Source organism: Halorarum halophilum (genome assembly GCF_013401515.1).
GTDB classification, from domain to species: Archaea; Halobacteriota; Halobacteria; order Halobacteriales; family Haloferacaceae; genus Halorarum; species Halorarum halophilum.
Window position 1 is genome coordinate 889,995 of record NZ_CP058529.1, and the last position, 23,941, is coordinate 913,935.

At 68.8% G+C, this 23,941-nt stretch carries 20 protein-coding genes, 2 tRNA genes and 1 pseudogene; 10 read left to right on the top strand and 13 right to left on the bottom strand.

What is annotated here, in order from left to right; all coding sequences use genetic code 11:
- Positions 1-221: 221 nt before the first annotated feature.
- Positions 222-295: transfer RNA gene (locus HUG10_RS04710), tRNA-Lys, on the bottom strand.
- Between the two features lie 112 nt (positions 296-407).
- Here HUG10_RS04710 and HUG10_RS04715 point away from each other — a divergent pair.
- Positions 408-1,883, top strand: a complete 1,476-nt coding sequence (locus tag HUG10_RS04715; RefSeq protein ID WP_179168459.1) for a DHH family phosphoesterase — start codon at positions 408-410, stop codon at positions 1,881-1,883.
- Positions 1,884-1,968: 85 nt separating this feature from the next.
- On the opposite strand, the gene HUG10_RS04720 is transcribed toward HUG10_RS04715, so the two are convergent.
- From HUG10_RS04720 to HUG10_RS04730, 3 genes are all read right to left on the bottom strand, one after another.
- Positions 1,969-2,262 (bottom strand): PRC-barrel domain-containing protein, encoded by a 294-nt coding sequence (locus HUG10_RS04720; protein WP_179168460.1) that lies wholly within the window; start codon positions 2,260-2,262, stop codon positions 1,969-1,971.
- Between the two features lie 64 nt (positions 2,263-2,326).
- On the bottom strand, positions 2,327-4,540 hold the full coding sequence (locus tag HUG10_RS04725; protein WP_179168461.1) for an LUD domain-containing protein: 2,214 nt from the start codon (positions 4,538-4,540) through the stop codon (positions 2,327-2,329).
- Positions 4,537-5,124, bottom strand: coding sequence for a LutC/YkgG family protein (locus tag HUG10_RS04730; RefSeq protein ID WP_179168462.1), 588 nt, complete (start codon positions 5,122-5,124; stop codon positions 4,537-4,539). Before HUG10_RS04730 ends, HUG10_RS04725 begins: the two co-directional genes overlap by 4 nt.
- Before the next feature lie 123 nt (positions 5,125-5,247).
- Here HUG10_RS04730 and HUG10_RS04735 point away from each other — a divergent pair, with 123 nt between their 5' ends.
- On the top strand, positions 5,248-8,346 hold the full coding sequence (locus HUG10_RS04735) for an FAD-binding and (Fe-S)-binding domain-containing protein (RefSeq protein ID WP_179168463.1): 3,099 nt from the start codon (positions 5,248-5,250) through the stop codon (positions 8,344-8,346).
- A gap of 87 nt (positions 8,347-8,433) precedes the next feature.
- Here the strand turns inward: HUG10_RS04735 and HUG10_RS04740 are convergent, their stop codons facing one another.
- The 4 genes and pseudogenes from HUG10_RS04740 to HUG10_RS04755 all read right to left on the bottom strand — a co-directional run bounded on the left by HUG10_RS04740 (position 8,434) and on the right by HUG10_RS04755 (position 10,733).
- Positions 8,434-9,558 carry a pyridoxal phosphate-dependent aminotransferase gene (locus HUG10_RS04740; protein WP_179168464.1) on the bottom strand — a complete coding sequence of 375 codons (1,125 nt, stop codon included), beginning with the start codon at positions 9,556-9,558 and terminating at the stop codon, positions 8,434-8,436.
- A gap of 82 nt (positions 9,559-9,640) precedes the next feature.
- Positions 9,641-10,054: pseudogene (locus tag HUG10_RS04745) on the bottom strand (GIY-YIG nuclease family protein); the annotation flags it as partial.
- Positions 10,054-10,269 (bottom strand): hypothetical protein, encoded by a 216-nt coding sequence (locus HUG10_RS04750; RefSeq protein WP_179168466.1) that lies wholly within the window; start codon positions 10,267-10,269, stop codon positions 10,054-10,056. The gene HUG10_RS04750 and the pseudogene HUG10_RS04745, both read right to left, overlap by 1 nt.
- A 50-nt stretch (positions 10,270-10,319) precedes the next feature.
- The gene (locus HUG10_RS04755) at positions 10,320-10,733 is read right to left on the bottom strand and encodes a methylated-DNA--[protein]-cysteine S-methyltransferase (protein ID WP_179168467.1); all 414 of its coding nucleotides are present in this window, start codon (positions 10,731-10,733) and stop codon (positions 10,320-10,322) included.
- Between the two features lie 97 nt (positions 10,734-10,830).
- Between HUG10_RS04755 and HUG10_RS04760 the strand changes: the two genes are divergently transcribed.
- From HUG10_RS04760 to HUG10_RS04785, 6 genes are all read left to right on the top strand, one after another.
- Positions 10,831-11,550, top strand: coding sequence for a restriction endonuclease (locus HUG10_RS04760; protein ID WP_179168468.1), 720 nt, complete (start codon positions 10,831-10,833; stop codon positions 11,548-11,550).
- Positions 11,551-11,769: 219 nt separating this feature from the next.
- A complete protein-coding gene (locus tag HUG10_RS04765) occupies positions 11,770-14,118 on the top strand; it encodes a DEAD/DEAH box helicase (protein WP_179168469.1) in 2,349 nt (782 codons plus the stop codon).
- Positions 14,119-14,292: 174 nt separating this feature from the next.
- Entirely contained in the window at positions 14,293-15,570 is a 1,278-nt protein-coding gene (locus HUG10_RS04770; RefSeq protein ID WP_179168470.1) for an ABC transporter substrate-binding protein, read from the top strand.
- Between the two features lie 19 nt (positions 15,571-15,589).
- A complete protein-coding gene (locus tag HUG10_RS04775; RefSeq protein WP_179168471.1) occupies positions 15,590-16,636 on the top strand; it encodes a carbohydrate ABC transporter permease in 1,047 nt (348 codons plus the stop codon).
- Positions 16,633-17,556, top strand: coding sequence for a carbohydrate ABC transporter permease (locus tag HUG10_RS04780; RefSeq protein WP_179168472.1), 924 nt, complete (start codon positions 16,633-16,635; stop codon positions 17,554-17,556). Before HUG10_RS04775 ends, HUG10_RS04780 begins: the two co-directional genes overlap by 4 nt.
- Before the next feature lie 2 nt (positions 17,557-17,558).
- Complete coding sequence (locus tag HUG10_RS04785; protein ID WP_179168473.1) at positions 17,559-18,698, top strand: ABC transporter ATP-binding protein; 1,140 nt, start codon at positions 17,559-17,561, stop codon at positions 18,696-18,698.
- A gap of 588 nt (positions 18,699-19,286) precedes the next feature.
- On the opposite strand, the gene HUG10_RS04790 is transcribed toward HUG10_RS04785, so the two are convergent.
- Complete coding sequence (locus HUG10_RS04790; protein ID WP_179168474.1) at positions 19,287-19,829, bottom strand: hypothetical protein; 543 nt, start codon at positions 19,827-19,829, stop codon at positions 19,287-19,289.
- A 121-nt stretch (positions 19,830-19,950) separates the two neighbouring features.
- On the bottom strand, positions 19,951-20,496 hold the full coding sequence (msrA, locus tag HUG10_RS04795; protein WP_179168475.1) for a peptide-methionine (S)-S-oxide reductase MsrA: 546 nt from the start codon (positions 20,494-20,496) through the stop codon (positions 19,951-19,953).
- Between the two features lie 177 nt (positions 20,497-20,673).
- Between msrA and HUG10_RS04800 the strand changes: the two genes are divergently transcribed.
- On the top strand, positions 20,674-21,594 hold the full coding sequence (locus tag HUG10_RS04800; RefSeq protein WP_179168476.1) for a DUF7351 domain-containing protein: 921 nt from the start codon (positions 20,674-20,676) through the stop codon (positions 21,592-21,594).
- A 66-nt stretch (positions 21,595-21,660) separates the two neighbouring features.
- Here the strand turns inward: HUG10_RS04800 and HUG10_RS04805 are convergent, their stop codons facing one another.
- The 3 genes from HUG10_RS04805 to HUG10_RS04815 all read right to left on the bottom strand — a co-directional run bounded on the left by HUG10_RS04805 (position 21,661) and on the right by HUG10_RS04815 (position 22,662).
- A complete protein-coding gene (locus tag HUG10_RS04805; RefSeq protein ID WP_179168477.1) occupies positions 21,661-21,942 on the bottom strand; it encodes a HalOD1 output domain-containing protein in 282 nt (93 codons plus the stop codon).
- 142 nt (positions 21,943-22,084) lie between these two features.
- A tRNA-Thr gene (locus tag HUG10_RS04810) sits at positions 22,085-22,158 on the bottom strand.
- Between the two features lie 12 nt (positions 22,159-22,170).
- The gene (locus HUG10_RS04815) at positions 22,171-22,662 is read right to left on the bottom strand and encodes a GNAT family N-acetyltransferase (protein ID WP_394354989.1); all 492 of its coding nucleotides are present in this window, start codon (positions 22,660-22,662) and stop codon (positions 22,171-22,173) included.
- 169 nt (positions 22,663-22,831) lie between these two features.
- Between HUG10_RS04815 and HUG10_RS04820 the strand changes: the two genes are divergently transcribed.
- Complete coding sequence (locus HUG10_RS04820; protein WP_179168479.1) at positions 22,832-23,935, top strand: branched-chain amino acid ABC transporter permease; 1,104 nt, start codon at positions 22,832-22,834, stop codon at positions 23,933-23,935.
- Positions 23,936-23,941 lie beyond the last annotated feature (6 nt).

The window sequence follows — 23,941 nt, forward strand, 5'->3', positions numbered from 1 at the left end:
GAATGTAGACTGGCTCTGCGTGGGACGAATCCCCCGGTGAGCCGTCACAGCGCTACGCGGACTCGTCGTTGACGCTCCCCGCAGTTGTGTCGCGCGGAAAACGGGCCGGGAGGGATTTGAACCACGCCCGGACGTGCTCACTCCCTTGCGCGCGTCCGGTCTACCCCAAATCCCCCCTACCGGTTCACACGACGGTTCGCTCCGCTCACCGTCTCGTTGCACGGGCCGGGAGGGATTTGAACCCCCGACCGACGGATTAAGAGTCCGTCGCTCTCCCTAACTGAGCTACCGGCCCCGACGCTCGTAACTTCCGCCGTCCCTGTAAAATGCCTTCCGCTTCCCGCCCGCTCTCGGTCGTGAACGAACATCACCGCTTAAGTCCCGTGACGCCCGACGGCGAGTCACCAATGAGTACTGGGGTGACGATTTCCTCGATGTCTACCTACGCGATTCTGGGGTGTGGGAGCGTCGGGCACGCCGTCGCGGACGATCTCACGGAGGAGGGCAAGGACGTGCTCATCCTCGACAAGGACGAGTCCCGCGTCGAGGCCCTGCGCGACCAGGACCTCAACGCGCAGGTCCAGGACATCGCGGAGGACGACGTCGCCGGCGTCGTCGCCGACAGGGACGTCATCCTGATCCTCTCGTCGGACGTGGACGCGAACAAGGAGGCCGTCCGGGCCATCCGGGACCGCGACGGCGAGCAGTACGTCGTCGTCCGTGCGTCGGACCCCGTCAGCCAGGACGAACTCACGCAGCTCGGGGCCGACGTGGTGATCAACCCCTCGACGGTCATCGCCGACTCGGCGCTACGCGCGCTCGAATCGGGGGAGCTGGAGTACAAGGCGAGACAGCTCGCCGACATCCTCGAGAACACCGACGGCCACCTGGCCATCCTCGCGCACGACAACCCCGACCCGGACTCCATCGCCGCGGCCGTCGCGCTGGCCGCCATCGCCGCCGAGTACGACATCGAGGCCGACATCCTCTACGACGGCGAGATCGGCCACCAGGAGAACCGCGCGTTCGTCAACACGCTCGGCATCGACCTTCGGGCGCGCGAGGACGCCGGCCCGCTGTCGAGCTACGGCGCGCTCGCGCTCGTCGACTACTCCGAGGCCGGCCAGCTCGACATCGGCGCCGACGTCGACATCTACATCGATCACGAGGAGCCCGACGAGTCGTTCGAGGCGGAGTTCACCGACATCCGCCGGAACGTCTCCGCGACCTCGACCATCCTCACGAAGTACATCCAGGAGTTCGACCTCTCGCCGAGCGAGACGGTGGCGACGGCCCTCCTGTACGGCATCCGTGCGGAGACGGTCGACTTCAAGCGCGACACGACGCCCGCGGATCTCACCGCCGCCGCCTACCTCCACCCGTTCGCCGACCACGACATGCTGGAGGAGGTCGAGTCGCCCTCGATGTCGCCCGAGACGCTCGACGTGCTCGCCGAGGCCATCCAGAACCGCGAGGTCCAGGGGAGCCACCTCGTCTCGAACGCGGGGTTCATCCGCGACCGCGAGGCGCTCGCGCAGGCCGCCCAGCAGCTACTCGACCTGGAGGGCATCACAACGTCCGCCGTCTTCGGCATCGCGGACGACACCATCTACCTCGCGGCGCGCTCGAAGGACATCCGCATCAACATCGGCAACGTCCTCCAGGACGCCTTCTCGGACATCGGCGAGGCGGCCGGCCACTCGACGCAGGGGAACGCCGAGATCCCGCTTGGGCTGTTCACCGGCATCGAGGCGAGCGAGTCGAACCGCGACACCCTCCTGAAGCTCTCCGAGGAGGCGGTCCGCAGGAAGCTGTTCGACGCGATGGGCGTCGAGAGTTCGGGCAGCAGTAGCGGCGGTAGCGAGTCGAGCAACGGGTCCTGACCTGGCCCGACCGCCGCCGGTCCCGTCTTCCGGTCTTCCTTACGGTCCTGTACTCCGAGATATCGCAGGAAAGGGAGGCCCCCGGTTACGCCAGCGCTTCCTCGTGTTCGTCGTCCTTGAGGCGCTCGATGACGTCGTTGATGAGGATGACGTCGCCGACCGCGCGCACCCAGCGGTACGGCAACATCACGCCCTTCCCGGGTTCGATGCGGCCCGAGAACAGTTCCCCGTTCAACTCGGTGAGCGCCAGACCGGTGACGACCTGGGTGTCGAGATCGAGCCGAACGTCCTCCACCTCGCCGACGAAGACCCCGTTGTTGGAGTACACCTCGCGCCCGACGAGCGTGGTGATCTCCTGAGGGGAGCCGTCTGCGTCCATACCGACGGAAACGGAGTGGCGGGTCTTAAAAGCGTCCCAACGGAGGACGGGCGTCAGACGCCCGTCAACGCGGGGACGTGTCGGGGGCGATCAGCTCGACCGGGTGGGTCGCGGGTCGCGACAGCAGCGCCTCCAGCTGGTCCACGCACGATGTCCCGGACGCGAGCACCCGGCGGCCGTCGTCGCCGAACTGCTCGCGCAGCGGCTCGCCCACGTCCATCGACAGCTCGTAGTACTCCGACTTGTAGCCGAAACTCCCGGCCATCCCGCAGCACTCGGTGTCGGAGGTCGTCACCTCGTATCCCAGCCGCTCCAGCACGGCGACGGTGTGGGCCGCCAGTCCCAGCGTCCGCTGCTGGCAGTGGGCGTGGTAGTCGACCGGCTCCTGGTCACCCGCGCGGAGTTCGTTCCCGTCGGCACCGTTCTCCAGCATGCCGAACACGTACTCCATCACCTCGAAGCTCGACTCCGACAGCCGCTCGTAGTCGTCGGCGGGGAGGAGCTTCTCGTACTCCCGACGGATCGCCGCCAGGTCGCTCGGCTCGACGACCACGACGTCGCGGCCGCGGTCGAGTTCGGACGACAGCGCGTCGCGGAACCGTTCGGCCTGCCCCCGCGCCGTCTCGACCATCCCCTGCGAGAGCGGCGCGCGGCCGCTCCCGACCGCCGCGGAGCGCGGTACGACCACCCGGACGCCGAGCGCCTCGAGCGCTCGGACCGCCGCCTTCCCCCGCTCGACGGCGACGTGGTTGGTGTACACGTCCGGGTACAGCACCGCCTCGCGCTCTGCGTCCGCGGCGTCGACGCGACTGCCCCTCGTCTCGAACCAGTCGACGAGCGTCTCCCGCTGGAACTCGGGGAGGTCGCGCTCGCTGGAAACGCCGATCCAGCGCTCCATAGCCCACCGGGCGGGCGCGCTGCCGGCGATCCAGTTCGACAGCGGCGCCGTCGCACTCCCCCACTTCGCGAGCGTCTCGAAGTTGCCGAACAGCCGCTTCGCCCGGTCGAGACCGGCCGGTTCGTCGTCGGGCGTCAACCCCTCGACGAGGAAGTCGAACTCGCCCTCGCCGTCCATGTGGTTCACCCGGTCCCGGACCGCCGTGTTGATCCACGGGATGTCGATCTTCACCGGGCAGGCGGGCACGCATCGGGTACAGCCCGTGCAGAGGTCGTTGAACTCGGCGGCGCTCTCCAGCCCTTCGACGCCCGTCTCCCAGCCGGTGGCGATCCCGCCGGTGTACGTCTCGCCGCCAAACGCGTGGCCCCCGACCGACTGGAAGTTGCCGCACGAGTTCGCGCACGCGCCGCACCTGATGCAGTACAGCGTCTCCTTCAGGTCGGGGTCCTCGCGCATCGCGCTCCGGCCGTTGTCGACGAGCACGAGGTGGAACTCCCTCCCCTCCGGGTCGTCAGTCACGGCCTCGTTCGGTCTCTCGAAGTCCACCGGCGGCGACGTCAGCGGCGGGGTCAGCAGCGAGTAGTACGAGGGGACGTCCTGGCCGGTCGCCGACTTCCCGATGAGTTCCAGGAACGGCTCGAGATCCTCGACCGCGGGGATCACCTTCTCGATCCCGGTGATGGCGACGTGCGTGTCGGGGACGAGCGCCGACTTCCGGGCGTTGCCCTCGCTCGTCACGAGCGCGACGGTGCCCGAGTCCGCAGTTACGAAGTTGGCCCCGGTGATGCCGACGTCCGCCTCCTCGATGTCGACGAGCAACTGGTCGCGCGCGAACTTCGTCAGCTCCCGGGGCGTCTCCAGCGGCTCCTCGAGGTCGAACTGCTCGTTGAACAGGTCGGCGATGCCCTCGCTGGACTTGTGTAGCGCCGGCCCGATGAGGTGGGACGGTGCCTCGTCGGCGACCTGCAACACCCACTCGCCGAGGTCGGTTTCGGTGACGTCGACGCCGGCCTCCTCCAGCGCCTCGTTCAGTTCGAGCTCCTCGGTCGTCATCGACTTGCTCTTCACGACCGAGTCGCCGCGGTCGGTCACCACCTCGCGGACGTACCGGTTCGCGTCCGCGGCGTCGTCCGCGACGTACAGGTTGCCGCCGTTCGCCTCGACGCTGTCGCGAAGCTCCTCGATGAGCTCCGGCAGCCGCTCGATCGCGTCCTCCTTAATCGCCCGCGCCTCGTCCTTCAGCGCCTCGTAGTCGGCGAGATCGGCCGTCGCCTCGTACCGACCCCGGTTGAACAGGCGCGTGTTCTCCGCCACGGTGTCGCCCTCGGTCTCAAGCAGGTGGTGGAGCTTCTCGGCCTTCTCCCGGCGCGCCTCGCTCATCGGTCGGCCTCCGCGTCCGTGCCCCCGGCGTCGACCGTTGTGGGGTCGGCTGCGTCGGCGACGTTAGAATCGCTCCCCGCTTCGTCGCCGTACTCCTCGCCGACGAGGACGACGTCGACGGCCTCCGGGCCGTGTGCCCCGAGCACCAGTTCGCCCATGTCGGCGGTCGCGCTCGGGCCGGTCGCGAGGATGGCGCTCCCCCCGTCCCGCAGGCGTGGGCCGAGGGTGCCGAGCGCGTCGCCGATGCTCGGGACGACGTCCTCTGTTCGGAGGAGCGCGACGTGGCGCTCGGGGAACAGCGACGCGGCCTCGCTGGCCGCCGCATCCTGCTCGAGCACGAGGGTGCCGTAGTCGGCGATGCCGAGGCTGGCGACGGTGACGCCGGTCCGCGCGGCGTCGAGGTCGGCCGGAGACGGGTCGGTCTCGACCGACGACGGGAGGTCGAACCCGGGGGCGACGCCGACCGCGGGGGGTTCGACGAGGGCGTCGAGCGTCGGGCCGACGTCCGCCGGTGTCACCTCGTGGACGGTCGCGTGGTGTCGCTCGGCGCTCGCGCGGAACGCCGATAGCGCGTTCGTTGTCATGTCTACAGCTATCGACCCGCGGCGTTTGTGTGTTGCGCTACCATGGGTCGTTCGCCGGCGACTCCCCCGCCGGCTCTCGCCGCGTCCACCGCGCTTATGCGACTCCACCACCGAGCCACCCGCATGAGTTCCGACGTGCCGACGCCGGGCGGCGATCCCGAACTGTCCGGCGCGGACTACGACTTCGTCTCCGACGACGTCGCCCGACCGGACCTGGTGGACGCGCTGGAGGAGCGCGTGGACGGCGACGTGCGCTTCGACAGCTACTCGCGCCAGATGTACGCCACGGACGCGTCGGCGTACGAGGTGACGCCCATCGGGGTCGTCATGCCGAAGTCGACCGCAGACGTCGCCGCGGCGATGGCCTACTGCGCCAACGAGGGGATCCCGGTACTGCCGCGCGGCGGCGGCACGTCGCTCGCCGGTCAGAGCGTGAACGAGGCGGTCGTCCTCGACTTCTCGCGCTACATGGATGGGATCCGCGGGATCGACCCCGACGCCGAGCGTGCGACCGTCCAGGCCGGGTGCATCCTGGGGGACCTGAACGAGCTGCTCGCGCCGCACGGCCTGAAGTTCGCGCCCGACCCGGCCTGGCGCGACAAGTCCGCGATCGGCGGCGCCGTCGGCAACAACTCCACGGGCGCCCACTCGCTGAAGTACGGCAAGACGGACGCCTACGTCGAGGAGTGCGAGGTCGTGCTGGCGGACGGGAGCGTCGAGACGTTCGGGGAGATCGAGGTCGACGCGCTACGCGAGGAGGGCGACCCGGAGGGGAGCGTCCGCGACCGAATCTACGCCGAGGTCGCGCGAATCGTCGACGAGGAGGGCGACGCGGTCGCCGAGGCGTTCCCGGACATGAAGCGGAACGTCTCGGGGTACAACCTCGATATGCTCGTCGAGGAAGCCCGCGGTGAGCGGGGCGAGGAGGGCGTCGTCAACCTCGGCCGCCTCATGGCCGGCAGCGAGGGGACGCTCGCCATCGTCACTGAGGTCGAGGTGTCGCTGGTCGAGGTGCCCGAGACGAAGGCGGTCGCGCTGCTCACCTACGACTCGCTCGCCGACGCGATGGAGGACGTGGCCCCCGTGCTAGAACACGACCCGGCGGCGGTCGAGGTGATGGACGACGTGCTGCTGGGGTTGGCCCGCGAGACGACCGAGTTCGGCCCGGTCGTCGACCTGCTGCCCGATGGCACGGACTCGCTGCTCCTCGTTGAGTTCTACGCGGAGGACGACGACGAGGGCCGGCGGAAGGTGGCCGACCTCGTCGCCGACCGCTCGCCCAACACCGAGACTGAAGCGGAACCGACGAGCGACCGCGTCGAGACCGGGGCGCCGGTTCGCGCGCGGGCTGCCATGGAGGCCCACGACGCCGAGCGGCGGGCGACGTTCTGGAAGATGCGCAAGGCGGGGCTCCCGATCCTCCTCGGACGCACCTCCGACGCGAAGCACATCTCGTTCATCGAGGACTGCGCGGTCCCGCCCGAGCACCTCCCGGAGTACGTCGCGGCGTTCGGGGAGATCCTCGCGGACAACGACACGTTCGCGACCTTCTACGCGCACGCCGGTCCAGGCGTGCTCCACGTCCGGCCGCTCGTCAACACGAAGGACGTCGACGGGGTCTCCGCGATGCGCGACATCGCCGACCGCGCGACCGACCTCGTCGCCGAGTACGGCGGGTCGGTCTCGGGCGAGCACGGCGACGGCCGCGCGCGGACCCAGTGGAACCGGAAGCTGTACGGCGACGACGTCTGGAACACGTTCCGGTCGCTCAAGACCGCGTTCGACCCGGACTGGCTGCTCAACCCCGGCAACGTCTGCGGCGACCACGACCTCACCAAGAACCTCCGGTTCGATCCCGACTATGACTTCGACGAGGGGTTCGATCCGAAGCTGAACTGGCAGAACGAGAACGGCTTCGAGGGCATGGCGGAGCTGTGTCACGGCTGCGGCGGCTGTCGCGGGAAGCAGTCCACCACCGGCGGGGTGATGTGCCCGACGTACCGCGCCGCCAACGAGGAAATCCAGTCCACGCGCGGCCGCGCGAACCTCCTCCGGCAGGCCTTCTCGGGCGACCTGCCGGGCGACCCGTTCACCGACGAGTTCCGCGAGGAGGTGCTGGACATGTGCGTCGGCTGCAAGGGCTGCAAGGTCGACTGTCCCAGCGGGGTGGACATGGCGAAGCTCAAGGCCGAGGTCGTCCACGAGCACCACCAGCGCGAGGGGGCAAGCCTCCGCGAGCGCATGTTCGCCGAGGTGAACACCCTCAGCAAACTCGGCTCCGCGCTCGCGCCGCTCTCGAACTGGGCGACCAGCCTGCCCGGTGCGGGCCTCGTGGCCGAGCAGGCGCTCGGCATCGCCCGCGAGCGCGACCTCCCGGCGTTCCACCGCGAGACGCTCCGCGACTGGTTCGAGGACCGCGGCGGGCCGGCCATCCCCGAAGCCGACGCGACCCGCGTCGCCGTGCTGGTGCCCGACACGTACACTAACTACAACCACCCCGACGCCGGCAGGGCGGCCGTCCTCGCGCTGGAGGCGGCCGGCGTCCGCGTGGAACTCGCCGACGTCGAGGACACCGGCCGGCCGGCGCACTCGCTCGGTTTCATCGACCGCGCGCGCGAGCACCTCGACGAGGCCGTGGCCGACCTGGCCCCGCGGGTCCGGGACGGGCGCGACGTCGTCCTCGTGGAGCCATCCGAGGCAGTGATGCTCCAGTCCGACCTGCTCGACTTCCGAGGCGAGGTGCACGACGACCCGGACCCGACGAGCGACGAGACGGTCGCCCCCGACGAGGACGCGGGACTGGTCGCCGCCAACAGCTACGGCGTGATGGAGTACGTCGACACGTTCCGGCTCGACGAGGCGATGCCGTTCCGCGACGGTGAGGGCGAGTCGCTCACCTACCACGGCCACTGCCACCAGAAGGCGACGAAGAAGGACCACCACGCGGTCGGCGTGCTCCGCCGGGCGGGCTACGACGTGGACCCGCTCGACTCCACCTGCTGTGGCATGGCCGGGAGCTTCGGCTACGAGGCGGAGCACTACTCGATGAGCAAGGCGGTCGCGAGCATCCTCTACGAGCAGGTCGACGCGAGCCGCGGCGAGGTGGTCGTCGCCCCGGGCGCGTCCTGCCGATCCCAGCTCGAGGACCGCGAGGGCGCCGACGAGCCGCCCCACCCGGTCGAGAAGCTCGCCGACACGCTCGCGAACCCCCGGTCGGTGTGACCGGCGGGCTCCACCCGTCACATTCCGTCGGTTACTCGTCACTCCCCCCGTTCGTCAGGTACTGCCGCGTCGGGATAGCACCCGCCTTCAGAGCCCGTCGAGCACCGAGCCGAGCGCATCCAGCGCCTCCGCGGAGTCGTCCGGACCGTTCCCGAGGGCGACCCGGAACCAGTCGCGCTCGCCGAAGAACCGGCCGGGAACGACCAGCACGTCGTCCTCCCAGGCCGCCTCCGCGACGGCGTCGCCGTCGGCAGACTCGTGGGACAGGAAGGCGAACGGGCAGCCCTCGGCGACGGGACCGATCAGGTCCGACCTGGCATCGGCGAAGTCGGCGAGTAGCTCGTGGTTCGCGGCGCAGTGGTCCCGCGCCTCGGCCACGAGTTCGTCGCGGTTGGCGAAGAATCGCCGGGCGAGCGCCACGCTCGGGCCCGCGAGCGCGGGGACGTGGTGTCTCACCTGCTCGGCCCGGCGGGCGAACCGCTCGGGCGCGATCAGCCAGCCGACCCGCAGGCCGGAGAGCCCGTGGAACTTGGTGAGCGACCCGACGGAGACGACGCCGCGGAGGCCGGCCCCCGTCGGCCCGCCGAAGCCGGCGTCGCCGTCAGCCTCGGCGACGTACGGGGCGTACACCTCGTCGACGATGAGGTAGCCCTCGTTCTCCCGCGTCACCTTCGCGAGACGCTTCAGTTCGCGACGGGTCGTGAGCGCCCCGGTCGGATTGTGCCGGTTCGTGATCGTCAGGTGCGTGAACTGCCGTTCGAGCGCGGGCTCGTGGATGGCTGCCTCCACGCGCGCCCTGTCGATGGACGCCTCGGGGAGCGGTCGCCTGAACCGGTCGGCCCGCATCCCGAGCGCGCGCGGCGTCTCCACGAGCGGTCCGTACCCCGGAACCTCCACCAGCGCGCGCGGCGTCGGGTCGGCGGCGTTACCGCGCTCGACCGCGAGGGCGTGTGCGGTCGCCGCCGCGAGGAAGTTGGCGTGGGTCGCGCCGGCCGCGAGCACGACCGAGGAGGGGTCCACGTCGTACTCCGCGGCGACGAACTCCACGAGCGGGGTCCCGTCGTCGGAGACGGGGAGGTCGGCGAGCCTCGGGGGCACGGCGTCGGAAACGGAGTTCGGCTGATCGCGGCGGAGGTCGCTCGAGGTGAGGTCGTGGCGGGCGGCCGACGGGCGGCCGTCGATCCACTCGAGGTACGGCAGCGGTGGGAACATACCACCGCTTCGGCGTCCCGGCCATTAGTTCATCCGTCCCGCTTCGGACACGGCCGGCGTGTCCGGGTCGACGCCGGCGTTACAGAGACGAGTACGCGTCCCGGACCGCCGAACGGACGGCGTCGACGCCATTGTAGGCGGCCAGGTGCGAGCGGCAGCCGCAGTCGGACGCGCCGAACCCCTCGACGGGCCCGTCCGCGAGCGCGTCTGCGACGCGGCACTCGACGTCGCGACCGACCGCCCGGACGACGTCGACGAGCGCGACCCCGTCGTGGCCGGCGAGGTAGTCGACGTGCCAGTGGCGGACGTCGTGGTCGCCGGCCGCGACGCGGCGGTGACGGTCAATCCGCGAGAACCCGCCCGGACCGAGCGCACTGCCCGTGTAGGCGTACCCGCCATCCGGGAACCGCCGCGTCCCGAGGGCGCCGACGGTGACCGTGATCGGTTCGGGAACGGAGAGGACGAGCGTGTACGTGCCGCCGACCGCGTCGCTCATCAGTCGTGTCGCGTCGCGTTGCCGGGCGGTTCGTCGTGTGCGGCCATGTGCTCTAGCATCACCAGGGAGGCGCACACCTGTTTCCAGCAGTCCGACTGCGGGAGCGCGGTGCAGAGCAGCGCGAACTTCGCGGCCACGTCCGCGTCGAAGAGCCGGCGAGCGCGCGAGTGGTCCGGGTTCCCCTCGCGGACGACGAGTTCGACGGTGTCGCTCACGGCCGGGGATGTGGCTCCGGCGACTAAAAGGGCGCGTGCCGTCCAGGCGACTACGCCCCGTCCGCCGGCAGGGCGCCCTCGTGTTCCAGCAGGGCGCGCTTCTGGTCCAGTCCGCCGTCCCCGGAGAACCCCGTGAGCCCGTCGGCACCGACGACGCGGTGACACGGCACCACGAGCGGGACGGGGTTGCGCCCGCAGCCCCCGCCGACGGCGATCGGGCTGGTCCCGAGGTCCGCCGCGAGATCGCCGTACGTCCGGGTCTCGCCGTAGGGGATGGCCGCGATCGCCCGCATCACCTCGCCCGTGAAGGAGTCGGGGTAGGCCACGGCCGCATCGAACGACGTGCGCTCGCCCGCGGCGTAGTCGGCCGCCTGGTCGCGGACCTCGTCCGGCGAGGCGTCGAGGAACGCGCCGTCGATGGTGAGGGAGCCGCCGGGAACGTCCACGCTGAACGGTTCGTCCATGAGAGAGCGGGAGCGCCCGGAGCGCATAACGCCGCGGGTCGGGGCGGAAGTGAACCGACGCCACGGTTTTCCCGGTGGGCACGAACCTCCACGCGTGATGGGGTCCCACGAGACGCTCGAGACGCTCCCCGACGGGGAACTGGCGGCGTTCCTCGACCGCCTCGGGGCCGCCTGGCTCGACTGGGACGCGTCGGTCGCCCCGCCGACGCCGGAGGGGACCGTCGAACTCGCGCTCCGCCGCGACGGCGAGGAGGCGATCGTCCGGGTACATCGGGGCGACGTGGACGAACGCCCCGTCGAGGAGGCGGCGGCGCTCGCCCGTGAGCGCGCGCTCTCGTTCGTCGTCCTCGCCTGCACCGGCGAGCCGACCGAGGATGCGCGGGATGCGGCCCGGGAGAACGGCGTGGAGCTGTACGACGGGGATGAACTGGTCTCGCTCGCCAGGGAGTCCGGCGTGCGCCTGCCGGGCGACGTCGGCGACCTGACGGCCTTCCTCGAGGAGCGGGTCGGTGGCTACCCGCCGGGGCTGGCGGACAGGGCGGCCGAGGTCGTGCGCGTCGTCGACGACCTGGCCGACTTCGACCGACAGGCGGGGTACGGCGACGCGAGCGCGACGCTCGACCTCTCGCTCGGCGGCCGGCGCGTGGCGCGCATCCGGTTCGGGGCGACGAGCGTGCTAGTGTACGCTGCCGACGGCGACGACCTGGAGACGGTCGCTACCCTGGCGGCACACCGGGAGCGTCAGCCGTCGGTGGCGGAACTAGGGGTCGTCGAAGCGGTCGAGGAGGCGATCGAGCGAGCGGTCGGGGAGCAGTAGGAGGCACCGACCGCGGCTTCGCGCCGGTCGGAACGGTCAGTTCACGCCTCACCGACAGGTGCCGTCTTGGCTCTCGAGCCGAGTCGTTGAAGCGCCGGTGTACGTCTCGCCGGCGAGGTTGCTCGTCGAGTGGGGCGCGTCATTCGACTCTCCCTGCGTGAGGCGGGTTCCGTCGGGGACGACCGGAATCCGTAAGCCGGCGGCTCCCCCACACGAACCGTGGACGACACCGTCGCGTGGCTCCGCGACCGCCCGTACTACGAGGGGCAGGTCGCGGCCGAGCGGACCCTCCCAGGCCGCGAGGCGGCTTTCGCGGACGTGGATCTCGAGCCGCGGCTGGCCGACGCGCTCGCCGCGGAGGGTATCGACAGGCTGTACGAGCACCAGGCGGAGGCGGTCGAGGCGATCCGTGACGGCCGCGACGTGGTGCTCGCCACCCGGACCGCGAGCGGGAAGTCGCTCGCCTACACGGTCCCCGCGTTCGAGAACGCGATGGACCACGGGGGCCGGACGCTGTACCTCGCCCCGCAGAACGCTCTCATCGCGGACCAGTCCGAGACGCTCTCGGAGCTCGCACGGGGGCTCGGGTTTGGCTCCCGTGTCTCGGTGGACCAGTACACCGGACGGCTCTCGGACGGGGAGAAGCGTGACGTGCGGAGCCGCCGACCGACGGTCCTCCTCTCGAACCCGGACATGCTGCACTACGCGCTGCTCCCGTGGGCCTATCGGCACTGGGAGTGGTTCTTCTCCTCGCTCGACCTGGTCGTCGTCGACGAGGTACACGGCTACCGCGGCGTGTTCGGCTCCCAGGTCGCGCTGTTGTTGCGGCGACTGAACCGCATCTGCGAGCGGTACGGCGCGGACCCGGGGTTCGTCTGCTGCTCGGCCACCATCGGCAACCCGGTCGAGCACGCGAGCCGCGTCACCGGCCAGCCGACCGACGGCTTCATCCTGGTCGACGAGGACACCTCCGCGCGCGGGCCGCGCAACTGGCTGCTGTGGAACCCGCCCGAGTACACTGGCGGGGTGGCGGACCGGCAGTCGGGACGGCGGCGCTCCAGTCACACCGAGACCAAACGGCTGTTCTGCGATCTCGTCTCTCGGGGCTACCAGACGCTCGTCTTCACACGCGCGCGGCAGGCGGCCGAACGCTACGCGACCGACTCCGCCGAGGAACTGCGGAACCGCGGCCGCCACGACCTCGCCGGGAACATCGAGGCGTACCAGGCCGCGCTCACGCACGACCGCCGCCGGGAGATCGAGGCCGGCCTCCACTCGGGGGACGTCCGGGGCGTGTGGTCGACGAACGCGCTCGAACTCGGCGTCGACGTGGGGGGCCTGGACGCCGTCATCCTCGACGGCTACCCGGGTACCAGGATGGCGTCGTTCCAGCGGGCCGGCCGGGCCGGGCGGGGGACGGACCCCGCGCTCGTGGTGATGGTCGGCGGCGAGGACCAGCTCGACCAGTACCTGATGGCGAACCCGGAGGACTTCTTCGCGGGCGAGCCCGAGCGTGCGATGGTCGACCCCGAGAACGACGAACTCCGCCCCCGTCACGTCGCCTGCGCGGCCGCGGAGAACTGGCTCTCGCCCGACGACGAGCGGCACTTCGGCGAGGGGTTCCCGGACGTGGTCACGGATCTCGAGGCCGCGGGGACGCTCGAACGGCGGACCACCGACGACGGGATCCGCTGGACGCACTCTGGCGACGAGAGCCCCCAGCACGCGATGAGCCTGCGGACCATCGACGAGCGCGAGGTCGACCTGCTGGACGCCCGGTCGAACGACCGCATCGCGTCGCTGTCGTTCTCCGACGCGCTCCGCGACGCCCACCCCGGCGCGATCTACCACCACCAGGGCCAGTCGTACGAGGTCGTCGACCTCGACCTCGACCGGGACGCGGCGCGACTCCAGCCGACCTGGGCCGACTACTACACCCGCGTCCTCACGGACAAAGACGTCACCGTCGAGGCGGACCGGCGGGAGAAGGCGCTGGAGGCACGTCCCGACACGCCCGTCCGGTTCGCCGACGTGACCGTCACCGAGCGGATCACCGGGTTCGAGCGGCGCGACGGCTCGACCGGGGAGACGCTCGGCAGCGAGGCGCTGGACCTCCCGGAGACGAGCCTCTCGACGACGGCGCTCTACTACACTGTCCCGGACGACGTGGAGTCGGAGATGCGGACGATCGGCGGCGAGGCGGGGTTCAACGGCGGCATCCACGCGGCCGAACACGGCATGATCTCGCTCATGCCGCTCTCGCTGCTCTGCGACCGGGCGGACATCGGCGGGCTCTCGACGCCGTACCACCGCCACACCGGCCGGTCGACGGTGTTCATCTACGACGGCTACCCCGGCGGTGTGGGCCTGACGAGGGCCGCCTACGACTTCGCAGCCGACCTGATGGGCCGGACCGCCCGGCTCATCTCCGGCTGCGGCTGTGCCGACAGCTGCCCGGCCTGCGTCCAGTCGCCCCACTGCGGCAACGCGAACGACCCGCTCTCGAAACCGGAGGCGGTGACGCTCCTGAACGCGCTCGCCGGTAGCGACGAACTGATTCCGTCATAGCTGAATCAGCAGCGATTATTCCGCCAAAGCGAACGGTGATCGGGCATGTGGAACGAGAGCCTTTCTTTCCGGTGATTCGCGCCGTGAAGTTCACTCAGCGAGGAGTTAACTTGAGAAGGGTTAAGTGGCGCCTTGTGGAAGAAGTCGTTAACCTCTGTCATGGAGGGATAAACCATGAAGGACACGGAACTCACACGGCGGACGTACCTCAAAGGTGCAGCGGGCGCCGGGGCAGCGGGGCTTACCGGCATCGCTGGCTGCATGGGGATGGGCGGCGGCGGGAACAACGAACTCGAGGTCCTGCACGGGTGGACCGGCGGCGACGGCGCGGCGGCCGCCGAGGCGCTCGTCACCGCCTTCGAGGAGGAGTACCCCGACATGCCGACCAACTTCAGCCCCATCGGGGGCGGCGGCAACGAGAACCTCGACACCGTCGTCGCGAACCGCCTGAACAGCGGTGACCCGCCGAGTTCCTTCGCCGGCTGGCCGGGCAAGAACCTCGCGAAGTACGACGGCGCGCTCGGCAACGTCACGGACGTCTGGGAGAACGGCATGCTCGACGCCCACATCCCGGAGGCGGCCGAACTGTGCAAGTACAACGGCGAGTACCGGGCGATGCCCATCGGCTCGCACCGGCTCAACTGCCTGTTCTACAACGTCGAAGTCGTCGAGGCGGCCGGCGTCAACCCGGACGACCTCGACTCCGCGGACGCGCTCCTGAGCGCCCTCCAGACCGTCGACGAGCAGACGGACGCGGTCCCGATGGCCCAGGCGATGCAGAGCGCGTGGACGACGCTCCAGCTCTTCGGGGTCGTGCTGCTCTCGACGGGCGGATACGACGCGTACATGAGCTTCGTCAACGGCGAGGGCGGCCGCGACGCGGTGAAGACTGCCTTCGAGACGACGAAGGAAATCCTGGAGAACTACATCAACGACGACGCGTCCTCCACGGACCTCACCGCGGCCAACCAGAAGATCATCAACGGCGACGCCGCCTTCATCCACCAGGGCAACTGGGCCGCCGGCGCCTACCGGGGCGCGGAGAACTTCAACTACGACGAGCACTGGGGCCACAAGACGTTCCCCGGCACGGAGGAGCTCTACACGTTCCACATCGACTCGTTCATCATGCCGGGCGACAACCCGTCGCCGGAGAACACCAAGACGTTCCTCGAGTTCGCCGGCTCGGAGACGGCGCAGGTGGCGTTCAACCAGCACAAGGGCTCCATCCCGACGCGTACCGGCGTCGACACCAGCGAGTTCGGTCCGTACCTCAAGGAGACCATCGAGGACTTCGAGAACGCGACCGAACTGCCGCCGACCCTGGCCCACGGCCTCGCGGTCGAGTCCCAGACGATGACGGATCTGGAGAACGTCATCACGAACCAGTTCACCGGACCGTACAACGTCCAGCAGGCCACGGACGGGTTCATGAACGCGGTTCAGAACTGAGACGGTCACCCAGGCACAAATGGAGCGATTTTTCACCAGACTGGTCCGGTCGCTCAGCCTCGGCGCTCGAGGAGGACGCGAGGAAGCCGAACGGACGGGGACCGAAGGGGGCGAACAGGTCGCGACCGACGGGGGTGTAGCGACGGGAGGCGACGGCGCCGACGACGGCGTCCGGTCGCGGCTGGAGGAGCGGTTCGGGCGCGACTTCGTCGAGTCCGCCCCGTTCTGGCTGCCGCCGTTCCTCCTGATGGCCTTCTTCGTGTACGGGACCATCGGCTGGAACGTCCTCATCTCGCTGACCGACTTCTCGGGGTTCGGCTCGCCCGACTACTCGAACCTGGACCTGGACATGTACGTCAGGGCGGCGAACGACCCGAACGTGGTCCAGGCCGCCGTCAACACGTTCGTCCTCCTCGTGGCGTTCACGATCGTCGCGCTCGTGTTCGGGATGCTCATCGCCATCCTCGTCGATCGTGGCATCCGGTTCGAGAACACGTTCCGGACGATCTACCTCCTGCCGATGAGCCTGTCGTTCGTCGTCACCGCCCAGTTCTGGCTGTGGATGTACGACCTCGACAGCGGTATCGTCAACGCCGTGATCGGGCTGGTCGGACTCGGCCCGTACAACTGGATCGGTAACTCGAGCCTGGTCCTCGGGGCGATCATCTTCGCGCTGGTCTGGCAGTTCAGCGGCTACACGATGGTCGTCTACCTGGCCGCACTGCGGGCGATCCCGGACGAGCACTTCGAGGCGGCGAAGGTCGACGGCGCGAGCATCCCCCGGATGTACTGGCGGGTCATCGTGCCGCAGCTGAAGAACGCGACCATCAGCGCGACGGTCGTGCTGATGGTGTTCGCGCTGAAGGCGTTCGACTTCCTCTACGCGCTCGTCGGCGGGTACCGCCCGCCGAACGGCGCGGACATCCTCGCGACGAAGATGGTCCGCGAGGCGTACAGCAACACGAACTGGGCGTACGGCGCCGCGATCGCGGTCATCCTGTTCGCGATGGCGCTCGCGGTCGTCGGCCCGTACCTCTATCACCAGTACACGCGGGACAACCTATGAGTACGGAGACACACACGCGCGAGGAGTCGTTCCTCGCGTCCCTCACCGGCTACCGCGTCGCGCTGTACGCGGCGCTCGGACTGCTCGTGGCGTTCTTCCTCGCCCCCATCGAGGCGGGGTTCGTCACGTCACTCAAGACCACCAGCGCTGTCACGGGGACCGCGCCGTACGCGCCGCCCGTGTGGCCGTTCACCGAGTTCCCCACGAACGGAGCGACCCTCGGAAAGTACCAGCGGGCGTTCGACACCCTGGCGATCGGCGTGTTCAACAGCCTCCTGTACGCGATCCCGGCGACGATCCTGTCGGCGCTCATCGGGAGCTTCACCGCCTACGGGCTGACGCTCGTCGACTGGAAGTACCAGGTGCCGGTGCTCGTGCTGTTCGTCGCCGGCATCTTCATCCCGTACCAGGCGGTACTCGTGCCGCTCTCGCAGGTGTTCTACATCCTCTCGCTCGGTCAGTTGCCGCTTTGGAACCTGCTCGGCATCTCCTCCGACTACGCCGGCATCATCGAGCTCATCATCGCCCACGTGGCGTACGGGATCCCGATCTGTACGATCCTCTTCCGCTCGTACTACAAGTCGATGAGCACCGAGATGCTCGAATCCGCGAGGCTCGACGGGGCGACCCTGCGGCGCGTCTACCGCCGCATCGTGTTCCCCCTGTCGACGCCGATGTTCGCCGTGGTGCTCATCTACCAGTTCACCCAGATCTGGAACGACCTGCTGTTCGCGCTCATCCTGGTCTCCTCGGCCACGAGCCCGGCCGCTCCCGTGACGCTCAAGCTGGCCGGGCTCGGAGCGTCGCTCGAAGGCGTCGACTTCGGGCTTCGGATGGCCGGCGCGTTCGTCGCCGCGCTTCCTACGCTCGTCGTCTACATCGCGTTCGGCGAGCAGTTCGCCGAGGGGGTTGCAACCTGATCATGTCACGACTCGCACTCGAACACCTGAGCAAGGTGTTCACCGACGACGACGGAAGCGACATCGTCGCGGTCGACGACGTCTCGGTCGACATCGGGGACGGGGAGTTCCTCGTCCTCGTCGGCCCGTCCGGCTGCGGCAAATCCACCACCCTGCGGATGGTCGCGGGGCTCGAGACGGTCACCTCCGGGGACATCCTGCTCGGCGACGAGAGCATCGCCGACAAGGGACCCCAGGAGCGGGACATCGCGATGGTGTTCCAGTCGTACGCGCTCTACCCGCACATGACCGTCCGCGGCAACATGTCCTTCGGGCTCGAGGAGTCCACCGACATGTCCGACGCCGAGATCCGCGAACTCGTCGAGGAGACCGCAGAGATGCTCGGCATCGAACCGCTGCTCGACAGGAAGCCATCGGAGCTCTCGGGCGGGCAACAGCAGCGCGTCGCGCTCGGGCGGGCCATCGTCAGGGATCCAGAGGTGTTCCTCATGGACGAGCCGCTGTCGAACCTCGACGCGAAGCTCCGCTCGCAGATGCGAACCGAGCTCCAGCGACTCCAGGAGGACCTGGACGTGACGACGATGTACGTCACCCACGACCAGACGGAGGCGATGACGATGGGCGACCGCATCGCGGTCCTCGACGACGGCAGGCTCCAGCAGGCGGGGACGCCACTGGAGTGCTACCACCGTCCGGCGAACAGGTTCGTCGCCGGGTTCATCGGCGAGCCCTCGATGAACTTCTTCGAGATGACGGTCGAGGGCGACACCCTCGTCGGCGAGCACTTCACTTACCCACTGAGCGAGGACGCCGCCTCCGCGGTCCGGTCGGCCACCGAAGTCACGCTGGGCGTCCGCCCGGAGGACGTCGAACTGGTCGACGCCGCGACTGGCGAACACGATTACGAGACGATCGTGGACGTGGTCGAACCGATGGGCAACGAGAACGCGGTGTACCTCACGTTCGAGGACGACGACCGGACGTTCGTGGCCACGGTCGGCGGGATGCGGACCGTCGAGGCCGGAACCAAGACCGTCGCACGCTTTCCGGAGGACGCCATCCACCTCTTCGACGGCGACACCGGGGAGGCGCTGAAGAACCGGGTCCTCGAGGACGCCGAGGCGACCGAGCCCCGCGTCTGAACGGGCGGGGGCCCGACGCACTCGATCGTCCGCAGCTCGATTCTCCCGTTTCACCCCTACTGCTTCGGAACCCACCGAATCGGGAGCAAGTGCGTCGATGGTGTTTGAGCACGGATCGAGGAACTGACCCCGAGTGGACACCCTCCCGCGGCACGCCGGGGCGATCACGCCCCATCTCAGAGGACGCTGATGGCGACGCCGACGAGCGTGAACAGCAGAATCAGCAGCACGATGACGAGGAAGAACCGGTCCGCGCCGTCCATAGCGAGTAAGTGCACGCCGATTTTAAAAACGTTCCCCGAGGTATCGCGTCGTCGCGAGTCGCGCTCGGCTGTCGAAAGCGACCGTCCGCGTGGGACGTTCGCCTGCCGGTCGCGATCTCGACCGAGCCGTCGGAACGGAACGGTACACGCCCACGTGACTCAGTTCGTCGGCGCGAACCGCAACGGGGGAACTCGCGTCCGCCACAAAGGCGTGGTGGCCGACCGGGGGTCGTCCGGTCGAAATCCCCGTACTGCGCGATGTAATCGCACCGATACACCGGTCCGCAGGCGTGGGTTGCGACGGCCGGCGATCCATTCGTGCGGACTACTCGCTACTCACGGTAACGTCCCCGTCGAACCCCTGGACAGTGATCCGCGCGTCGGTCGGTTCGTTCTCCCCCACCTCGAATCGAACGAACAGCGTTTCACGGGTCAGCGCCGTCGCACCGCCCTCGGCGGTACCGATCGAGATCGACCCCTCGATCCGCTCGCCGACGTCGAGGCGGAGCGACTCCGCGTCGAGGTACCGGGCACCGCTCGAATGTCGTGCCTGCAGTGCGAGGATCCGGTTCGTTCCGAACGACGTTTCATCGAGGAAGGTGAGGAGGTGCTCACCGTCGTTCTCGCGAAGGAACCCCCGGTTAACGTCGTTATCCGACGATGAGCCGACGACGGCGAGGTGATATCGGGTCTCCGAACGCGGCGAGAGACCGCCGACGAGCGGACTCTCCTCCTGCCATCCGAACTCGATCAGTTTCTCCGAATCGTGGATTTCACCGGTGGCTCTGCTCGTGGTTCGAGTGCTCGCGCATTCCGGAGTGAGGAGGACGAACGAACCGGCAGCGAGAAGGAGCCGACGACGATCCATATCGGTAGTCACCCCTCTATTAATGAGTGCTTTCCCGGTGCCGGGTGATTGGGCCGCTGGCCGGACACCCGCCAGAGGACGATCGGACGACGTGTGTTCACGCGAAAAGGCCGCGTGAGCCTCAGGCGCTCCGCGTGACCTTGTCCCCGAACTTCTCGCGCACCTTCCGGATCTTGGGGTCGGCGTTGAACTGGCAGTAGCCGTCGTTCGGGTTCTTGGCGTAGTAGTCCTGGTGGTACTCCTCGGCCTCGTAGAACGCCTCCAGCGGTTCGACCTCCGTGACGATGGGGTCGTCGTAGGCGTCCTCGGCCTCGAGTTCCTCGATGAACGCCTCGGCCGTCTCCCGCTGGCCGTCGTCGTGGTGGAAGATCGCCGAGCGGTACGACTCGCCGACGTCCGGTCCCTGCCGGTTCAGGGTCGTCGGGTCGTGGATCGTGAAGAACACGCGGAGGAGATCGGCGTAGGAGATGACGTCCGGATCGTACTCCACCTGGACGACCTCGGCGTGGCCGGTCGTCTCGCTGCAGACCTCCTCGTAGGACGGGTCCTCGACGTGGCCGCCGGCGTACCCCGACGTCACCGCGGACACGCCGTCGAGTTCCTTGAACGCCGCCTCGACACACCAGAAGCACCCGCCGGCGAGCGTCGCTCGTTCGTGTTCGCTCATACCCGATCGAAGGCGCCCCGCGGGGATAAGACCCACCGTCGAGTGACCCTCCGTTGGGACCCTGGGTCGAATTTCCGTCTCGGGCAGGCGTGGAAGTCGATCTATCCCGGATAATTCATTGGCAGAAGCGTGTTATTTTTGAATAGAGTTTTCAGACAGCTGTACTTACACGACGTCATGGACCGCGACGGGGAGACCGAACTCTCCCCGGAGTCCGCGTTCGCCCTGCTCGGCGAACGGCTTCGGCTCTCGATACTGTTCGCCCTCTACGAAGCCACCGAACGCGGCGACCACAACCGCGGTTCCGTCGCGTACTCGGAACTCCAGGAGGCCGTCGACGAGCCGGACAGCGGCAAGTTCAACTACCACCTGAGCCGCCTCACCGGGCAGTTCGTCGAGAAGGTCGACGAGGGGTACGCGATGCGCCAGGCGAGCAAGTCGGTCGTGCGCGCCGTGCTCAGCGGGACGTTCACCGACGACCCGCGGTTCGGACCGGTCACCGTCGACGAGACGTGCTTCCTGTGCGGGGAACCAGTCGCCGTCTCGTACGGAAACGAGCACGTGTTCACCCGGTGTCGGGCGTGCGAGGGAACCCTCGCGCTGAACTACACCCCGCCCGGGACGCTCTCCGCGCTCGTCTACCCTCCCGCCGGCCTCGACGAGCGCAGTCCGGCCGAGGTCCTCGAACTGGCTCACGCGAGGTTCGAACGCGAGATCGGAATGCTCGCGGCCGACACCTGCCCGGAGTGCGGTGGGTCGGTCGACGCCGAACTCGTGGTGTGTCTCGATCACGACGCGGGGGAGACGACGCGGTGTCGCACCTGCGAACTCTCGGTCGGGGCCGTCGCCGAGCTCGGCTGTACGACCTGCGGATACGGCCGCGTAACGCCGCCGTTGCTGGCTCACGTCCGCGACCCGGAGGTCCTGGATCTACTGAACGTCCGCGGCACGGGGACCGACGCCTGGGAACGGTTCGGGGTCGCGATGACGCGCGAGTACGAGATCGTCGACGAGGAGGAGCCCGCGATCGCGTACCGGAACGCAGGCGGGAACCGCCGCCTCCGAATCGGCGCGGACCTGACGCTCGTCGTCGAGTGAGTCCGGCCGGCCGCTCCCGGGAGCGTGGTACCGAACGATCTCGGGATTCTACTCGGCAGACCCGCCTCAGACGGGTCGATCGTGGATCTCGACGCGGCCGTTCCCGTCGACGACGACGAGGTGGTCGCAGTAGGGGAAGCTGACCTGCCCCGTTCGAGCGCTCCCCTGGAACAGCGCGTCGAGCGCGTCGGTGTCGACGGCGTCGTGGATGGGGGGGAGTTCCGCGGCGTCGACCCCGCGGACGGAGCCCATCGCGAACGTGACCGTCGTGGCCACCGTTTCGCCCTCATAAACGGTCGTCGATGCAAGCGGGACGGGACGGGAGTCGGCGACGTTCTGGTTGCTCACGGGGTATCGGATGCGCTCTCGGAACAATAATAGAGGGCTGTTAAACCGTTTCAGAGGGCCGATTTCGGACGGTACGATGGAGATTTGGAACCGGACACTTCCCCCTGGAACCGACTGCCACTCGAGTGGAACTCGAAGGGAGAGCCGGGGGCGGGATTCGAACCCGCGAAGTCTCGATTACAAGTCGAGTGCATGCACCGCCCATGCTCCCCCGGCGCGCGTCGGCGATTACTCGCCCTCCCTTGAATCGGTATCGTTTTCGCCCGCCCCCAGGGGCTTTTCGAGCTCCACGCGGTGTTCCTCGTAGCCGGCGCGCTCGTAGAACTGCCGAGCGTCCTCGTTGTCGGCCATCGCCTCCAGGGACGCCACGTCGGCCCCCTCGGCGGCGAGTTCCTCCTCGGCGGCCGCGAGCAGCAGACCGCCCAGCCCGTTTCCGCGGTCCGCCGGCCGGACGTAGAGGTTCCGGATGACGCCTCGTTCGACGTCCTGCTCGTAGCTCCCCGTTTCCGGTGCGAACATGACGAACCCCTGGATCCCGTCCTCGTCCCTGCCGACGAGGAGCCCACCGGTGACGATGTGACGGGCCACCGCGTCCCGGGCGACGGCGCGGTTCTCCTCGGCGCGCAGGGAGGAGCCGTGGGCACGCTGGCCCGCCGCCAGGTCGACCCAGAGGTCGGCGAGCCTGTCCGAGTCGTCCATCCTCGCGCGCTCGATCCTCACGCCGTCCATCACACACACCGACGGGGGCGCGCCGCTTGGAGTTTCCGGCGTGGGTTGGGATGGAACGCGAGCACGATCGAACGGCGATGCGAATAATGGTGGTCGCACGCGCGCGTGAGGGAACATTTAACTCCCTCAAAGGACCCCGAGACTGTGAGAGGGAATCGCAATGGGTATTAGCGAATCGTACGCGCACGGACGCCGCGTCATCGGCGACAGACTTCCCGTCGTCGTGACCGCGGTACTCTGTGTGCTCTTGTTCCTGGACCTCCTCCGACAGCTCTCGACCGGCGACATCACCGTCGCTGCCCTGGTCGGGTATCTCTGGGAGGGGCTGGTCGTCGGCCTGTCGATCGGACTCGCCGGCGTCGGACTGTCCATGACGTACAGCATCCTGAACTTCGCGAACTTCGGCCACGGCGACTACGTGACGAGCGGGGCGTTCGCCGGCTGGGCGGTGACGTGGGCGATCGCCGGCTTCGGGCAGTTCGACCTCACGACGTTGCTCTTCATCGGACAGCTCTCGACGCGCGAACTCGGCGTCTCCATCGCGACGTCGCCGTTCGCCATCCTCGTTGGCATCGTCGTCGCCGGCGCGTTCACGGTCGTGCTCTCGCTGCTCATCGACCGTGTCGTCTACAAGCCGATGCGCGACGAGGAGGGCATCTCGCTGCTCATCGCCTCCATCGGCGTCGCGCTCGTGCTCCGGTACATCATCTTCATCGTGTTCAACCAGCGGACCCGCGGGCTCACGAACGCGCAGGCAGCCCCCGAGTACGCGTTCGCGGTCGGCAGCGGTACGGTGGACATCGGCGCCCACCAGCTGACGCTCGTGGTCGTGGCTGCCGGGCTGATGCTCGGGCTCCACCTCCTGCTCCAGCGCACGAAGCTCGGGAAGGCGATGCGCGCGATGGCCGACAACGAGGACCTCGCGCGGATCACCGGCATCCCGACCGAGCGGGTCGTCCGGTTCACGTGGATCATCGGGGGCGGACTCGCGGGCGCGGGCGGGTTCCTCATCGCGCTCGAACGCGGCACCATGAACTTCCAGTTCGGCTGGATCCTGCTGCTGCTCATCTTCGCGGCGGTCATCCTCGGCGGGATCGGCTCCATCTACGGAGCCATGTTCGGCGGGGTCGTCATGGGGATCGCACAGAACCTCTCGCTGGTCTGGATCCCCAACGAGTTCTCCACCGTCGCCGCGTTCGCCGTGATGATCTTCGTCCTGCTGTTCAAGCCGGAGGGGATCTTCTCCGGGGTGACGACGGCGTGACCCCGA